Source organism: Rhodococcus sp. T7 (assembly GCF_009872365.1).
Taxonomy (GTDB): Bacteria; Actinomycetota; Actinomycetes; order Mycobacteriales; family Mycobacteriaceae; genus Rhodococcus_F.
On sequence record NZ_WXYH01000143.1, the window covers coordinates 15,986 to 32,010 of the forward strand.

The 16,025-nt window shown below is 66.0% G+C and carries 15 protein-coding genes; 5 read left to right on the top strand and 10 right to left on the bottom strand.

All coding sequences use genetic code 11. The features are described 5' to 3' along the window. Positions 1–36: 36 nt before the first annotated feature. Positions 37–1,398: a cytochrome P450 gene (locus tag MLGJGCBP_RS16140; protein ID WP_160096849.1), complete on the bottom strand. Its 1,362-nt coding sequence runs from the start codon at positions 1,396–1,398 to the stop codon at positions 37–39. Between the two features lie 142 nt (positions 1,399–1,540). Between MLGJGCBP_RS16140 and MLGJGCBP_RS53740 the strand changes: the two genes are divergently transcribed. Beyond that, positions 1,541–3,007 (top strand): aminotransferase class I/II-fold pyridoxal phosphate-dependent enzyme, encoded by a 1,467-nt coding sequence (locus MLGJGCBP_RS53740; RefSeq protein ID WP_160096851.1) that lies wholly within the window; start codon positions 1,541–1,543, stop codon positions 3,005–3,007. Between the two features lie 64 nt (positions 3,008–3,071). Here MLGJGCBP_RS53740 and MLGJGCBP_RS16150 read toward each other — a convergent pair whose 3' ends face one another. The 7 genes from MLGJGCBP_RS16150 to MLGJGCBP_RS16180 all read right to left on the bottom strand — a co-directional run bounded on the left by MLGJGCBP_RS16150 (position 3,072) and on the right by MLGJGCBP_RS16180 (position 9,383). Then, complete coding sequence (locus MLGJGCBP_RS16150; RefSeq protein WP_236581129.1) at positions 3,072–3,614, bottom strand: STAS domain-containing protein; 543 nt, start codon at positions 3,612–3,614, stop codon at positions 3,072–3,074. A gap of 103 nt (positions 3,615–3,717) precedes the next feature. Next, positions 3,718–3,975: a DUF7218 family protein gene (locus MLGJGCBP_RS16155; protein WP_087560625.1), complete on the bottom strand. Its 258-nt coding sequence runs from the start codon at positions 3,973–3,975 to the stop codon at positions 3,718–3,720. A 210-nt stretch (positions 3,976–4,185) separates the two neighbouring features. Beyond that, on the bottom strand, positions 4,186–4,557 hold the full coding sequence (locus tag MLGJGCBP_RS16160) for a type II toxin-antitoxin system VapC family toxin (RefSeq protein WP_236581130.1): 372 nt from the start codon (positions 4,555–4,557) through the stop codon (positions 4,186–4,188). Positions 4,558–4,562: 5 nt separating this feature from the next. Further along, positions 4,563–4,907: a type II toxin-antitoxin system Phd/YefM family antitoxin gene (locus MLGJGCBP_RS16165; protein WP_236581131.1), complete on the bottom strand. Its 345-nt coding sequence runs from the start codon at positions 4,905–4,907 to the stop codon at positions 4,563–4,565. A gap of 230 nt (positions 4,908–5,137) precedes the next feature. Continuing rightward, on the bottom strand, positions 5,138–6,379 hold the full coding sequence (locus MLGJGCBP_RS16170) for a cation:proton antiporter (RefSeq protein WP_160096853.1): 1,242 nt from the start codon (positions 6,377–6,379) through the stop codon (positions 5,138–5,140). Between the two features lie 128 nt (positions 6,380–6,507). Beyond that, positions 6,508–8,175 carry a 4Fe-4S binding protein gene (locus MLGJGCBP_RS16175; RefSeq protein WP_160096854.1) on the bottom strand — a complete coding sequence of 556 codons (1,668 nt, stop codon included), beginning with the start codon at positions 8,173–8,175 and terminating at the stop codon, positions 6,508–6,510. Between the two features lie 11 nt (positions 8,176–8,186). After that, the gene (locus MLGJGCBP_RS16180; RefSeq protein WP_160096855.1) at positions 8,187–9,383 is read right to left on the bottom strand and encodes a cytochrome P450; all 1,197 of its coding nucleotides are present in this window, start codon (positions 9,381–9,383) and stop codon (positions 8,187–8,189) included. 224 nt (positions 9,384–9,607) lie between these two features. On the opposite strand from MLGJGCBP_RS16180, the gene MLGJGCBP_RS16185 reads away from it, so the two are divergent. From MLGJGCBP_RS16185 to MLGJGCBP_RS16205, 4 genes are all read left to right on the top strand, one after another. After that, a complete protein-coding gene (locus tag MLGJGCBP_RS16185; RefSeq protein ID WP_160096856.1) occupies positions 9,608–10,603 on the top strand; it encodes an AraC family transcriptional regulator in 996 nt (331 codons plus the stop codon). 84 nt (positions 10,604–10,687) lie between these two features. Further along, positions 10,688–11,149: a hypothetical protein gene (locus MLGJGCBP_RS16190; RefSeq protein ID WP_160096964.1), complete on the top strand. Its 462-nt coding sequence runs from the start codon at positions 10,688–10,690 to the stop codon at positions 11,147–11,149. A 712-nt stretch (positions 11,150–11,861) separates the two neighbouring features. Then, the gene (locus MLGJGCBP_RS16200; protein WP_160096858.1) at positions 11,862–13,025 is read left to right on the top strand and encodes a Gfo/Idh/MocA family protein; all 1,164 of its coding nucleotides are present in this window, start codon (positions 11,862–11,864) and stop codon (positions 13,023–13,025) included. An 85-nt stretch (positions 13,026–13,110) separates the two neighbouring features. After that, positions 13,111–13,581 (top strand): DUF4440 domain-containing protein, encoded by a 471-nt coding sequence (locus MLGJGCBP_RS16205; RefSeq protein WP_160096860.1) that lies wholly within the window; start codon positions 13,111–13,113, stop codon positions 13,579–13,581. Positions 13,582–13,637: 56 nt separating this feature from the next. On the opposite strand, the gene MLGJGCBP_RS16210 is transcribed toward MLGJGCBP_RS16205, so the two are convergent. Beyond that, entirely contained in the window at positions 13,638–15,044 is a 1,407-nt protein-coding gene (locus MLGJGCBP_RS16210; protein ID WP_160096862.1) for a guanine deaminase, read from the bottom strand. A 131-nt stretch (positions 15,045–15,175) separates the two neighbouring features. Then, the gene (locus MLGJGCBP_RS16215) at positions 15,176–15,943 is read right to left on the bottom strand and encodes a hypothetical protein (RefSeq protein ID WP_160096864.1); all 768 of its coding nucleotides are present in this window, start codon (positions 15,941–15,943) and stop codon (positions 15,176–15,178) included. Positions 15,944–16,025: the final 82 nt, after the last annotated feature.

A 16,025-nucleotide genomic window follows, 5' to 3' on the forward strand; every position in this document is an offset into this window, starting at 1 on the left:
ATCTGTCCCTTCCGGCCGAACCGGTTGTCGGTGACCTCATCGGACGGAAAATTCGAGTCCGAAATTGTTCAACGTGGCAGGGAGCGGCCGGTCGGGATCGGGCGAGATGCGCGAGGTGACAGCGAAGTCGGCGCGGGTGAAGAGGTTCGCGAGGACCGTACTGGTCACCAGCAAGACGACGTTGCGCCCGGGACAGGTCGTGGGTCCGGCGCTGAACGGAACGAGGCCGCGATACTGTTCCGCCCGCCCGTCGATCCATATCTCCGGTTCGAACCGGTCGGCGAACGGGAACGCCAGCCGGTCCCGGTGGAACGCGGGTGCCAGGATGACAAACGCGCTACCGGCCGGAATCGTATACCGGCCGTGGTCGTCTTCCCATTCCGTCGGAGCCAGCGAATCGCGAAGGATGGCCGGGGTGGTCGGCCAGAGCCTTGTGCTGTCGAGGATGCACCCCCGCAGGTATTCGTAGGGTTGCGGTTCGCCGAGGGTCGAGGGTTCGATCCGCTCGAATGCTTTCGTGCGGTGTCGCGGGTGCGTCGCGAGCAGTGCCATCGTGCGGATGGTGACCATGCCGGCGGCGTCGAATGCGAACAACCAATGCGGGATTTGGCCGACGGGGTCGATCGGTGCATTCGCGGGGACCTCCCGCAGAGCGCCCGCGAGACTCTCGGCGGGTGCCGATTCGACGTACCGCTGCAGCCGCTGAGTGAACCTGTCTCGTAGCGCGTGCCGGATCGGATGCGCGAATGACCAATTGCCGTTCGAGCGGAGCGTCCACAACTGATCGGTCAGTTCGTGATCGTCTCGTGCGGACGCCCCCAGCACGACACTTCGCACGATCCGCCACCACCAGCGTGTGAACGTGGCGGCGTCGAGGGTGCCTGCCGCGCGGGCCGAACGCAGCAACTCTTCGGATTCGGCACGAATCAGTTCAGTGATCGGGCCTGCCAGGTGGTGCATCGGCTGCCCGGTGTCCAGCGCCTGCTCGTTCACGTCCCGGCGGCGATCCCGAAGCGCACCCCGGGAGATGAGGACCCCGTCGGGTTGGAACGGGCTCAGTGCAGCCACCTTTTCGCGATTCGCCGCGGTGAAGAGGTCGGCCTCGGTGCGCAGCACGGTGTCGACGTCCTCGGCCGTCAGAACCACGGCGATGTCCCGGCCGAATACACGGAACGGCAGCGGGCCGTCGCCGTACCGCTCTCGGAGTGCGGGTATCTGTCGCACTGCACCTGCATCGGCTTGTAACCGCTCGAGCAGCCCCATGACGGGACGGCGCCGCGCGATGGCTCCGGCCGCGACGAACGGCAGTACCGACTGACCGAACAGGCGGGCCACATCGGTCGTCGCGGCGCGACGCTGCCGAGCGGATGTGGCAGGTCCCGTGGCAGTCAGCGTCATCGAAACCTCCGGTGTGATGTGCGTCCACGGGCGAGCCGGTCCCGCCCTCGTCACGGCCGTCTACCCACGGCTGTGGACGGGAAACAACGAGCACTCGGTCGGCGCCGGTTGATTTCGAGCGGTGCCGGGGTAAAGAACCTGTATGGATCAGTCGGAAGCACCGCTCTTGGACGCAGTGGCGGATTATCACCGCCGAGACAGGTACGGATTCACCCCACCGGGTCACCGGCAGGGGCGAGGCACCGACGAACGGGTGACCCAGGTGCTGGGTCCGGACCCGTTCCGGTCCGACGTGCTGGCTTCGTTCGGACTCGACGACCGAAACTCGAGTAACGGGTATCTCGCGCGTGCCGAGCAGTTGATGGCCGATGCGGTCGGCGCCGACAAGGTGTTCTTTTCCACGTGCGGCAGTTCCCTGTCGGTGAAAGCCGCGATGATGGCCGTGGCCGGGAACGATCCCGGTGGTCTGCTGGTCGGCCGGGACTCGCACAAGTCGATCGTCGCGGGCCTGATCTTCAGCGGGGTCACACCACGCTGGATCGCGCCGCGGTGGGACGCGGACATGCACTTCTCGCATCCGCCGTCACCCCGGCAGGTGCAGCAGGCGTGGGAGGAGCATCCCGACGCGGCCGGTGCCGTCGTGGTCAGTCCCAGTCCGTACGGCACCTGCGCCGACATCGCGGCTATTGCCGAGGTGTGCCACGACCGGGGTAAGCCGTTGATCATCGACGAAGCGTGGGGTGCGCATCTGCCCTTTCACGACGAGCTTCCGACGTGGGCGATGGACGCCGGGGCGGACTTATGTGTGGTGAGTGTCCACAAGATGGGTGCCGGATTCGAGCAGGGATCGGTCCTGCACGTGCAGGGAGATCTCGTCGACAGCGCACATCTGTTCGCCTGCGCCGACCTGCTCATGACGACGAGCCCGAATGTGATGGTCTATTCGGCTATCGACGGATGGCGCCGGCAGATGGTCGAGCGCGGCGCGGACCTGCTCGGCTCGGCATTGCGGCTGGCGCGGCGCACCCGTGCGCGCATCGACGACATCGATGGATTGCAGGTTCTCGAAGACCGGCTGCTGGGCAAGGAAGCGTCCCACGATCTCGACCGGTTGCAGGTTCTGATCGATGTCAGTGAAACCGGTGCCTCCGGGTACCAATGTGCGGACTGGCTACGCGAACACTGTGAGCTCGACGTGGGCTTGACCGATCACCGACGTATCCTGGCGACGATGTCGATGGCCGACGACGACGCAACCACCGACCGCCTCGTGGCTTCGCTGTCCCTCCTCGCGCGTGCCACGGAATCGTTCGAACCGGCTCCGCGCATCGATCTTCCGACGCCGGACGAGCTGCAACTCGAATCGGTCATGTCTCCGGGTGAGGCGTTCTTCGGATCGGCGGAGATGGTCGACGCCGACAAGGCGGCCGGACGCATCGCCGCCGAACAACTCACCCCCTACCCGCCGGGGATACCGGCAGTCGTGCCCGGTGAACGCCTCGACGCGGCCGTCGTCGACTACCTGTGCAGCGCCCGCCACGCGGGTATGGCCATACCGGATGCCACCGATGCGAGCCTGAAGACATTCCGAGTCGTCGCGAGTCGCTGAACGGGCGAAGTGCTTTGCACCGCAATCTGTATCGAGCTCTGGGATAGGTGGCCGACCGTCAGGATCACGCCGTGTCCACCGCGTCTGGACGTACAACGGAAGGCAGTGCATCGAGAGAGCAGTGCATCGAACGCGGCCCGTCGAGGGTGGGGAACGTCGGTTCGTGGCCTGTGGTGTCGGCGGAAGAGTGCACGAATGCTGCATGGAATGCTTCGGCGACGGTATCGAAGCAGCGCACCGTCGTACCGATTCCAATTCGGTCGAGGGTCGAGTGCAGCCGGGGCGGGGCGGCGACCGTGAGGCGGCAGCGCTGCTCGGTCATCCGGCCGGCCGCATGATCGAGTGCAGCCAGCCCGGCACATCCGATGAACGGAACGTGCAGCAGATCGACGACCGCACTGTGGCCGGTGAGCACCGCCTCGGCGAGACACGCGCTCAGCACCGGTGCGGTAAGGGCGTCGACGTCACCGCGCACCCGGATCACACCCGGGCCGCCCGTGGGTTCATCGATCTCGATGCGGAAGCCGGAGGGACCGGCGCCGCCCCACATGTCGGTACGCGGCCGCGCTGATCCTGACGAATCGGAGACAGAGCGGAAATAGGCCATGGGTTCCTCCCGGCGGCGGGACTACCTACCGGGCTGTGCTCTCAACCTCTGAGCAAAAAGATAGCGCGCTTTCGCATGGAAGAAAACCCCTGCGTACGAGGCATCAATGATTGCGGAGCGCGTCGATCAACTCACCCTTCCGTTTCGACGAATACCCCGACAAACCGACCTCTTTCGCCTTTTTCTTCAACTCGTCGACAGTCCAGTCCTCGTACGACGACGACTTGCCGCCTTTACGGCCGGTGCCGGACCGACCACGATTGGCGGCCGAGTTCGCAATTCGTGCGGCCTTCTCCTTCGACGCGCCATCCTTGCGAACTTCCTTGTACACCTTCTCGTCCTTGATCGACGACCGTGGCACGGTGATCCCTCCTTGCTGCGATTGCTCGTTTGCGGGACACGAGGCTCGGCGGCACCGGCTCTCGGGCTGAACCGGCGCAGCCTCGGCGCCGCTGGTGTTCCGGAACGCCACGGCACCTATCACTCCGATTACCCTCACGATTCCGGCGTAACCCGGAAGGATCACCGGATGCCTGTAGTGTGACTGCGATTCCACGGCCGCAGGGGATCGTCAGATGGTGTCGACCACGACTAGGTGTTCGATGCCGCGAAGATCGTCCGCGTTGCGGGTGAGGAGTCGGGCGTTGTTCGCGTGCGCGGTGGCTGCGATCATCAGATCAAGGGCCCGGGGATGAGGTTTGCGGCCATATGCTCGCACGGCGGCGGCAAGCTGCCCGTAACTTCGAGCGACACCCGCGTCGACAGGGAGGGGTTCGAACTTGCGTTCCACGGCGATCAGCCGCTGCAACCGCTGAGCTCGCTGGTCCGCCGTGGTGGCGACCAGGAGCCCGAAGTGCAGTTCCGCCAGGCTCACAGCACTGATCGCGACCTCCCCGTCAATGGGTGGGACATCGCTCGAGATCAGAATGCTCGTGTCGAGCACCGTCCTCACCGCGAAACCCAGGGGTCCGCGATCGGGTCGTCGATCAGGCGGCGGTCGGTCTCCCACGTTGGGTCGGTATCCGTCCGAAAGATATCGGCGACCTCATCGAAGGCGCACCACGTCTTCCGCCCGGCAGGGCCGAGGAGCGCGCTCGGCCGGCCGGCGACCGTGATCAGCATCGTCTCCCCGGCTTCGGCACGTTTGACGTAGTCACTGGCATGCTGGCGCAGTTCTTTCAGCCCGAGACTCTCCATGCCCGATAGTAGCACTAATGCTACCCTGCGGTTATCCAAGCTCGTCGGAATACCACCCTGCAGTCCACTGTTGAAGGGACTGACAGTGGCGCTCATACCCCGGGTACCACACCAGAAAAGTCGCCGCGAGCGACCACTTGCCGAGAGGCGATATGGCGTCACTGTCACCCGCGACCGGGTAAGACCTACATTGCGTAGCGTTCCCGGAGCGGATGAGGGGCCGCTGACATCGGGGAAGGTGCCGGCGGCCTTCCTCTGTCTGCCCCAGCCGGACGGTTGCGTTGTTGCTAGCCGCCGTCGTCCACGCCTGGGCGGATGTCATACGGTCACTCCCCGGACGCTTCGATGTGGAGGGTCTCCGGCCGTGGATGCTCTCGGAACCACGCTGCGTAACGATCGGCGAGCGGTGCGGCGGTGAGTCCATGGACGAGGACCGAGGCGCCGATGGTGACCAGCGCGGTCGTCATCAGCAGGTTTTCGTGCGGGAGTTCGCCCGACTCCTCGACGATGAGGACCACGAAGACGATGGTGGCGAGCCCGCGCGGGCCGAACCAGCCGAGAAAGGCGATGGTCGGCACCCGTGCGTGCAAGCCGATCAGGGAGAGCGCCACCGGCACCATCCGCACGACGGTCAGGCTGAGCGCCGCGTAGACGAGCACCTGCCACGACAGGTGACCGAGCGCGGGACCGAGCAGCACCGCACCGAAGACGATGAAGGTCACCGCGTTGAAAAGATCGCCGGACTCCTCGATCAAGTGCGAGAGCTCGCCCCCCGCCCGCCGTCGAATGGCACCGAAGGCGAGGCCACCGACGAACGCCGCGATGAAACCAGACCCGCCGAGCGGAACGGCGATCGTGTAGGCCAGCACGGCGGCGGCGACCGGGACGATCTGGATCCACAGCGGGTCGATCGCACCGCGCCGGCCGGCGACGACCACGATTGCTGCCGCGACCGCCCCGGCGCCGAGGCCGGCGAGGATGCCGTAGCCGATCTGCTCGGCGACCAGGAGCGCGGCGGAGCCACCACCGATCGCCCCCGATTCGGCGTGGGCGATCGCGAGGACGATCAGGAACAGTGGCACACAGATGCCGTCGTTGAGTCCGCTCTCGACGTTGAGAGCTTGCCGCACCCGCGTCGGTAGAGCGGGCAGCGTCACGACCGCCTGTCCGAGCGCCGCGTCGGTCGGCGCCAGGATCACCGCCAGCAGCAACGCCTCCGGCCAGCCGAAATCGTCGAACACGAGCACCGCGGCGCCGAAGCCCGCGGCGATGGTCAGCGGCAGGCCGAATCCGAGAAGTCGTGCCGGGAGCGCGATCTCGGGACGGAGTGCGGTCAGGTCGACGTTCGACGCGTCGGTGAAGAGCACGAGCGCGAGCGTCACCTCGGCGAGCAGTTTGATGGTCTCGTCCGTGACGTCCACCTCGATCAGGCCCACCCCTTCCGCTCCCAGCGCGAGCCCACCCGCCGTGAAAGCGATCGACGCCGTGAGAGGGGTACCCGCAACTTTCCGGGAGATCGCGGCGAAGGCCAGCAGCATCGCGGCGATTGCCGGTATTGCCCAAGTCATCGCGTGAACGGCTGGGTCATGACCTTTGGCTCCTCATCGGTCTCGTGCATCCAGCCAAGCACGACGGACCCGCGGTCACCATGGTTTGACCGGATCGCTGCACCGGTCCGGCCGTGACGGCCGATCTACTACCGAGCCGGGACGGCGGAGCGTCCGATCGCCCGTAGTTCACCGTGGTCGACGACCTTGACCCTCGGACGTCCGGAGCGGCGCCCCGCGGCCAGTTCGTGTTCGTCGATGGCCTGCGCTCCGGTGAATCCGAATGTGACGGGCAGTAGTTCGTCGAGTCCGTCCAGTGTGTCCGGCGGAGTGCGCAGCCTGCCGTGCGCGAAGTCGTCGAGGATGGAGTCGACGGTCTCGTTCGCGCATCGCTTGTTGGTGCCGATGACTCCGGACGGACCGCGCTTGATCCAGCCTGTGGTGTAGGTGCCCGCGACCGGTGTGCCGTCCGCGGGATCCAGTACCCGTCCGGCGTCGTTGGGGATGACACCACGGGCGTCGTCGAACGGAACGCCGGGGATCGCGGTGCCGCGGTAGCCCACTGCCCGCAGGACCATGCCGCAGAGGAGTGTCTCGGTATGCTCGCCGGATGTGCCGCGTCCAATGTTTCGGTGCAGCAGTCGAATTCCCTCCACCCGGGTGTCTCCGACGATCTCCTGCGGCGAGGTGAAGAACCGCAGCGACACCCGGCGTTCGGAATGGGCGGGAGCACTGGCGAGTTCACGCAGAATCGACAGCTTGAGGTCGCGGCCGAACTGGTGATGCGCGGAGGGAAGGTCGTCGAGCGCCAGTGCGTCGAGTTGCTCGGGATCGACGACGACGTCGATGCCCGTGCCCGACGACAACCCCAGCAACTCGGGGGAAGTGAACGCGGCGTCCTCGGGTCCCCTTCGGGCGCAGATTACGACCTCGCGGACCTTCGAGTGCCGGAGAGCGTCGAGGGCGTGATCGGCGATGTCGGTGTGCGCCAGATCCTCGGGATCCGAGGTGAGGACTCGGGCCACGTCGAGTGCGACGTTGCCGTTGCCGATGACCACCACAGTTTCGTGCGACAGGTCGAATGTGCGGTCGGCGAAGTCCGGGTGTCCGTTGAACCAGGCCACGAACTCCGATGCCGAGGCGCTGTTGGCCAGGTCCTCGCCGGGGATGCCGAGTTGTCGGCCGTCGACGGCGCCGACCGCGTACACGACGGCGTGATACCGGCGCAGCAACTCGGCATGGGTGATGTCGCGGCCCACCTCGACGTCGAAGAAGACGCGCAGCCCGTCGCGTCCCATCGTGCGGGCGAACGACTCCTGGACCTGCTTGGTCTTCTGATGGTCCGGTGCGACACCGAATCGCACGAGACCGCCGGGTGTGCAGAGGCGTTCGAACATGTCCACCCGCACGTCGACGTCGGTTCGGCCCAGCATCGCCTCGGCCGTGTAGTGACCGGCGGCGCCGGCGCCGATGACGGCGACCCGCAACGGTTCCCCGCCATCGGTGTGCGACACGATGCGCTGGGCCGCACCCTCCGGGGCGTCGATGTCCGCGGCGGACCCGGTCGCCGCGAAGTAGTCCGCGTTGATCTGCTCGAAGCGGGCCATCTCGGGGGTGAGGTCGATGTCCGCGACGATCGCCCCGACGGGGCACACGTCGACACAGGCGCCGCAGTCGATGCAGACATCGGGATCGATGTACAGCATTTCGGTGGTGCCGTAGTTCGGATCGTCCGGTGTGGGGCGGATGCACTCCACCGGGCAGACCGGTACGCACGCGGCGTCGTTGCAGCAGTTCTGGGTGATGACATGCGGCATGGTGGTAGTCCTCAGGGTTGGACGGGGAACGTCGCGAGACCGCGCACCCAGTAGGACGGCATCCACTCGACGCTGTCGTTGACCGGGCGCAGATTCGGCATCCGCTCGAGAGCCCTCGTGAGGGCGGTGCCGCACATCATCTTTCCGAGTAGCGCGCCGATGCAGTAGTGGGTCCCGAGACCCAGCGCGAGGTGCCGGCTCGTCCCCTTGCGAGTGATATCGAAACGGTCGGGAGCATCGAAGACGGTCTCGTCCCGGTTTGCCGAACCGATGTAGGACAGCACGATCGCGTCGGCCGGAATCGTGGAGCCGTGGAGTTCGATGTCCCGGGTCGCGGTCCGACTCAGGAAGTGCACGGGTGAGTAGAAGCGGAACGTCTCGTCGATCACGGCATCGGCCGCGGCCGGATCCGCGCGCAGCGCCGCCATCGCCTCGGGATTCTCGAAGCACAGATGCAGCGCCGAGCTGATCAGGTGCGACGGGGTCTCCGAGCCGCCGAACTGCAGCAGGAACGCCAGGCTCAGGATCTCGTCCGCGGTGAGCGCCTGCTGGTCCTCCTCCGCCTGCACCAGCGCCGACACCAGGTCGTCGCCGGGATTCCTGCGCCGGTAGGCGATGAGGTCGGTGAAGTACTCGCGGAGCTCGGTCACGCTCGTCTGGATCTGATCCAGATCCTCCTGTGGCAGGACGCTGCGGCTCGGTGCCCTCAGCAGGTCCATCGTCCAGCGCTTGAACTCGTTGCGCGCGATGGCGGGGTCGGCGCCGAGGATCTTCGCGGTGACGTTGACCGGAACATGGGCGGCGTAGTCGTGGACGAAATCGAACTCGCCGCCCTTGCCCTGAACCTCGTCCAGCAGGTCGTCGACGAGCACCCGGATGTCACCCTCCATCTTCCGGATCGTCTTCGGCAGGAAGGCCTTGTTCGCGAGCTTCCGCAGGCGGGTGTGGTCCGGAGGATCCATGGCGATGAGCGAGGGAACCTCCGGGACGGGGTCGTATTCGCCCAGCGTGTTGGCGATCCAATCCTTCGACGAGTACAGGTCGGGGCGTTTGAGGGTCTCGACCACGTCGTCGTACCGGAACAGGGCCCACACGTCGAGCGGCTCGATGTAGTGCAGGGGAGCAGTTTCCCGCATCGCGCTGTAGTAGCCGTAGGGATTCTGCTGGTAATCCGAGTCGAGCGGATTGAAAGAGAGCGTGCCGGTCATTGTTCGTCTCCGTCGAGAGGCTGCGGTGGGCTGCGCAACTGTTCGCTGCACTGAGACAACGCTATGGCCGACGTGATGGGGGTCACTAGCCGTCGAGCGTCGCACAGTGTCCACAAAACGCCGGTCGGCGCGAGACTTCACGCGGACATATTTGTATATAATGTTCGACCTCTGCGGTATGGTGGTGACCCACGACACACACTCAGTACACAACGAGGATCGAGATGCCCGAGGCAGGACACGAGGGTCCGGTGCGCATTCACACCGCAGACCTCGACATCGCGCGTGAGCGCACGTCCACCACGTTCAGCCAGGTCGAAGTGCAGTTCGCCGGCGAAAGTGACCTCGACTTTCACCTCGACATCGCGCGATCGCCCCGGCTGACCCTCGCGCGCATGGGGTACGGAGACGCCGCGACCGCGTTCGGGCCTCCCATGGAGTGCTGCTACCACATTAACCTCCCCATGGCCGGCGCCGTCACCGCGGAACAGAACGGCGCCCGCCGAACATTCACCGGAGGTGCCGCCGGCATCGCCTTCCAGCCGAGAGCGCCGTTGAAAGTACAGTTGAGCGCCGGTTCGTGGCAGTACCACCTCAAACTCCCGAAGACACTGCTGGACGCGCACGCCGCGAAACTGGTCGGCCTACCGCCGAGCGACGACATCGAGTTCGACCTGACGTTCGACGTGACGAGCGCTCAGGGGCAGGCGCTCACCGCGACCATCGAGTTCCTGTACGGCGAATGTTGCAGGCCGGGAGGACTAGCCACCATCCCGAAGGCGTGCCACGAGATCGAATCCGCCCTCATGACCCAGCTCCTGACGACCGTCCCCAGCCAGTTGACCAAGGCGCTGCAACGCGAGCCCACGCATCTGCGGCGCGCGAAGATCCGTGAGGTCATCGAGTACGTCGACACTCACCCGGAGAACGAGATCACCACCGCGGACCTCGCCGTGATGGTGGACCTCAGCCCCCGCGCACTGCAGGCAGGGTTTCGGGATCTGGTGGGAATGTCGCCGACCGCCTACCTTCGCGGGGTTCGGCTCGACCGCGCACACCTCGAACTGATCTCCGGTGCATCCGTCACCGAAGTCGCGACGCGATGGGGGTTCTTTCACCTCAGCCGGTTCGCCGACCAGTACCGCAGCCGATTCGGCGCACTGCCGTCGGAGACAGCCCGCGGGGCACGGTCCCTCCCGGTCACCCGCGGATCGCGGTAGAGGATCTCCGACCGGCCGCACGATCGCGCTTTGCTGCAGGCATGCTTGCTGAGCGCCGACTTTAAAAGTAAATCGAAAGTATGTCTGGGTGAAGTGCCGTTCTCGGATATCCAGAACAAGGGGAAGGCGACGTTGTCGGCGTGGCAACGGTCGGGTGCGCGGCCGCTGCCGGTGACGCGGCGCGACGCCGAGGATCTGGTATTGATGACGGCGGTCAGGGCCGATCAAGAGCGTGAGGTGCTTGCCGCCGCGACGGCGATGGTCGACGCACTGCTGCATTCGGATGACGGTGCATTGGTCCGCAAGGTGGTGGCGGCGGCGTTCCCGTGGGTGAGCTACCTGTCGACCGAAGAGGTCGCCGGCTTCGTCGACGAACTGATCGCGTCGTTGCGGGCCGGCTCGTCGCTCGATAATCCGGCTCCGCCGGCCCGCACGATCGAGGCGTGGCGACATACGGCGGAGGTGTATGCCGATCCGGAGCTCGCTCGGATTCTGTCGACGCCGTCCGAAGGTGACTTCGGTGCTTTGCCGGTGCCCGAGCTGTGAGCCCGAAGCGGGGTGAGCGGGTCGCCCCGCCTGCCGCGGGGGAGGTCTGGGATCTGAGATTCGCGACCAGCGAGGCGGCGAAGGGGTGGGACGAGCTGCGCCGGCAGGCCCCGGCGAATGCGTTGGTCCGTACAGGTCGGTCCTGTATCGCATTCGCGAATCGACGAAAGGACACCGAAATGGCTTGGTCGACAACGCCGCAGGGGCTTCTTCTCGCCGCTGGTCATGCGAATCAATTCACTTTCTCCTTCGGGGACATCTGGAAGGGGCCGCAATTGGCGACGGCGAAACTCGATGCCAGTCAGGGTGGCGGTGGCACGAAGGTCCCGGTGACGCAGTGGCAGGGCACCGCCAATGACCCGGTGTTCGGCAGGAATCACCGATGGTTCTCGCTTCGCGCCTCGGAAGGGCAAGTGTTGCATAATCTCTCCGTTTCCGGACCGTCAGGGGACGAGATGTTCGAGTCGCTCGATCAGTGCGTGGTTCGGGTCGACGCCGGCGTCCCGACGTTGGTGCGACGCGCGGACGCATAGCCGTCGAGGAAGTCAGGGGGAACGCTGGTCCGGGGCCGGCGGTCCCTTGCCTGCGCCCGGCGAAAACCCATCAAATTCCCCTCGAGGGCCACTTTGTCCGCACAAACGATTGACTTCGCTCCCGGCGCACAGCAGTGTCGTAGAGACACCCGCCGCACCGAGTAGTTCCGGAGTCGACCTTGACCAACGTCCACCCCACCGAGATCGCAGTTGCAGTGGCCGGATTCGGCTGGATGGGCCGAGTGCACACCAACGCGTATCTGCGGCAGCGCCACCACTTCCCGGAAGTGCCCGCGATCCGAATGGCCGCCGTCGCCGACGAGGTACCCGGCCGTGCCGAGGAAGCCGCCGCCCAGTTCGGGTTCGGCGCAGCGCTGACGGACTGGCGCGACATCGCCGCGGACGAGAACATCGACGCCGTCAGCATCACCGCACCGAATTTCCTGCACCGCGAGATCGGCGTCGCGATGGCCGAGGCGGGCAAACACATCTGGATAGAGAAGCCGGTTGGGCTGTCGTCCGATGACGCGAAGGCTGTTGCTGCCGCTGTCGAGAAGGCCGGCGTCCAGTCGACCGTCGGGTTCAACTACCGGCACGCACCTGCCGTCGCGATGGCTCACGATCTCATCGCCTCGGGCGAACTGGGCACCATCACGCATTCGCGGTTCCGCTTCCTCAGCGACTACGCCGCACATCCGGACGGCGCGCTGAGCTGGCGTTACGAGAACGCGCGCGGTGGGTCGGGTGTGCTGGGCGATCTCGCCTCCCACGGCGTCGACCTGGTCCGGTACCTGCTCGGGGACATCGACGCCGTAGTGGCCGACACTGCCGTCTTCATCCCGCAGCGCGCCGTCCCGACGGGGGCCACCAGCGGGCATGCGCGCGCCACCGGCGGCAAGTTGGGAGCGGTGGAGAACGACGACTTCGTCAGCGCGCTGATCCGCCTTGCATCGGGCGGACGGGTGACACTGGACGCCAGCCGCGTGGCCGTCGGCGAGCAGAACAACTACGGGTTCGAGATCCACGGCACGAAAGGTGCGGTGTACTGGGACTTCCGCCGAATGAACGAACTCGGCACGAGTCTCGGCAGCAGGTATCAAGACCAGCCGGTCACGACGGTCTGGGTGGGGCCCGGCGCCGGAGCCTACGCGCGCTTCCAGCCGGGTTCCGCGTCCTCGATGAGCTACGACGACCTCAAGGTCATCGAGGGAAACAACTTCATCGCTTCGATCGTCGACGGAAAGCCCCAGGGCGCAACGATCGCCGACGCCGTCGCCGCGGCCGAAACCCTCGACGCCATCACCGCATCGGTCGCTTCGGGTGCGTGGGTCGGGGTGCGCTGATCCGGTCCGCGTCATATGGTCGCGGAGTTACGCTTGATCGGTTGGCGGGTCGTTCCCGTACGCGCCTTTCTCCGCGGAGGTTGGTATGAACACCAAACCGTTCGGCACAGGCATAGCGGTTCTCGCGTTGGCAATTTCGGTGGTCTCGTGTTCATCGGACAGTACGTCCGCAAGCGAGGACAGTTGCGTCCGCGCGAGTGACAGTGAGTTGGATGCGCTTTTCACGAGCTGGAACGATGCACTGGTGTCCGGCGACGCGAGCAGGGTTGCCGCGCTGTACCGTCCGGACGCGATACTGCTGCCGACTCTGTCGGTGCCCATCGCCGACACTCCGGAGAAGATAACGGAGTACTTCGTCAACCTGATCAAGGCCGATCCCACGGCCCGGATGGAAGAAAGCTACAAGTATTCGGACTGCAACCTCGCCTACAACGTGGGTCGCTGGGTCATCAACGCCAACGGTCAGGACGTGGCGGCGAGGGTCACGTGGGTGTACCGGTACGAAGACGGAAAGTGGTTGATCGCCAACCATCATTCGTCGGTGAACCCCGGCTGAACCCGGCTGAACACCGCGGTGGTGGCCGGCCCGCGAGGTCGGCCACCACCGTCGGTCTAGGACGACTTGGCGCGTTTGCCCGCGACGTACACTTCGGTGATGGACGTCTCACGGATCCCCATGAGCAGCGCGAACAGGGTCTGATCGCGAGCGAGCTCGGGATCGGCCGACCGAAAGCCGTTGCGCAGCAATCCGTCGAGCGCCGGTGTGCCCGACGGGTCGACGACGACGAAGTCGGCTTCCTTCCCGGTGTCGAAGTTGCCGAACCGGTTCTCCATGTCCAGGGCCCGGGCGCCGCCGAGGGTGCCGACGAACAGCATCTCGGCGGGGTGCATCGACACCCCGTCGTCACCGGCCTCGGTGATGTGCACCTTGAACGCGTCGCCGAGCACCCGCGGGATCAGCCATTCGTCACCGCCGCCGTAATCGCTTCCCACAGAGATGGTGACACCCGACGCGACCGTGCGCTTCCACGGCATCGTTCCGGATCCCAGGAACAGCTGCGAGATCGGACAGTGCGAGACCGACGTACCGGTCTCGGCCATCCGCTCGAGTTCGACGTCCTGGCAGTGCACGCAGTGCGCGAGGATGGTGCGCCGGCCCAGCAGACTCTTTCCGCCGACCGCCGAGCCGGGCAGGAACTTCCCGTCGTAGGTGTCCAGGTACGAGTTCACCTGGTACGTCTCCTTGGTCGAGTCGACCTCGCCGGTGCCGGGGCGGTTGTTCTCGTTGAGATGCGAGTGCACATACACCCCGCGGTCCCGCACCTCGTCGTAGAGTTCCCCGAGATTCTTCAGGGTTTCCGGCGTCACCGACAGTGAGAACCGCGGGATGATCGCCACATGCAGCAGTGCGGTGTCGACGTCGCCGGTGTCGGCGCCGTGCCACTTCTCGATCTCCTCGCGGGTGAGCCGGATGGCGTCCTCCTCGGACGTCATCAGCGGCTGAGCGGTTTCGTCACCGACGGTTTGAATTCCGCGGCCACTGACGATGCGCAGGCCGGCCTTCTGCGTCTCGGTGAACAGCGCGTCCTGTGCATGCGGAAACGCCGAACCGAACACCATGGCGGCCGTCGTGCCCGCGGAGATGCGCCGGTTGGTGAACTCGACGGCCGCCTGCTGCGCGAACTCCGGGTCGGCGAATTTCGCCTCCGACGGGAACATGCACAGGGTCAGCCACTCCAGAAGTTGCCCGCCGCCGTAGGAGTCGCCGGCGTAGGTCTGGGGGAAATGGACGTGGGTGTCGACGAACCCGGGCAGCAGAAACCCTGGCCGGTGGTCGTGTACGGTGCCGGACTCGTATTCGGACGGGATCTCGGCGCGGTCACCGCAGAACACGATTCGCCCACCGTCGTCCAGCACCAGGGCGCCGTCGGGTATCGAAACGAGGGCGGCCGCGGCTTCGGTCACTTTCGGTGCGCCGGCGATGTGGAAGATGTGTCCGAGGTGGAGGTGCGTGGCCATGCGTGAACTCCCGTCGAGTGGTAACGGATCATGCGATGAGATAAAAGCCCACACTTACAATGCCACCGATCAGACCCGGATCGCGGCCGAACAGACCAAGCCGTTTGCGTTGGATTCTGCGCGTCCGGCGGTCAGCGAGCGTCGACGAATCGGCGGATGACCTTGTCCCATCCCAGCGACTCGAGGAGTTCCGCGGCGGCCGCCCGCGAGGTGAGTGGCCGAAGAGCGTCTATGTCGAGGTCGCCGCTGGTACCCAGGACGTCGTCGAGGCGCAGGCAGTCGACGTATCCGTGGTCGGACCAGGGTTCCACGTGCCCGTCCCAGTCCGCGACGTCGGCGTATGGACCGCCGAGTCGTAGCTTCCCGCTGCGGTGGATCATCACGTACCGGGGCACCACCTGCATCGTCTCGTCCGCGGTGGCGAGGGTCGCCTCGGGGTCGGCAGCGGGATCCGCGCCCGCGAGCCGACGGTCGTAGGAGGCGGTCTTGACCGTTGCGACCTCGACCAGCGCCCGCACGTAGATCCACCGTGCCCGTTCGATCGAGCCCGCCCACGCCGTTTCCTCGTCGGCGCAGGAGAACACATTCTCGGCGGGGGTCCGGATCAGCAGCCGCGTCCCCACCCGCTCGTGGTCGACGACCAGGTCGCCGTCGACGAGGAACTCGCCGTCGTACTCGCGGACCCCGGTGATCGTCGCGACCGCGAGCACCTCGTCGTCGGGTGCGGTGACGAACAGTTCACGTTCGGAGAAGACAGTCTCGGCGTCGCCGGGAAAGGGGCCGCGACCTCGGGTGAAGGCGTCCTGCTGGGTCAAGCCGGCCCGGAACCCTGCTTCTGGCATCGCCAACGGATGATCGCGCAACTCTCGCAGGTCGCCGAGTCGAACCCTCAACGTCACAGGTCGTCCTCCCCGTTCATCTCCGGCGCACCGGAGGCCGAATCTAAGATCATAGCCGTTGACCTGCGGTGATGCCTTACCT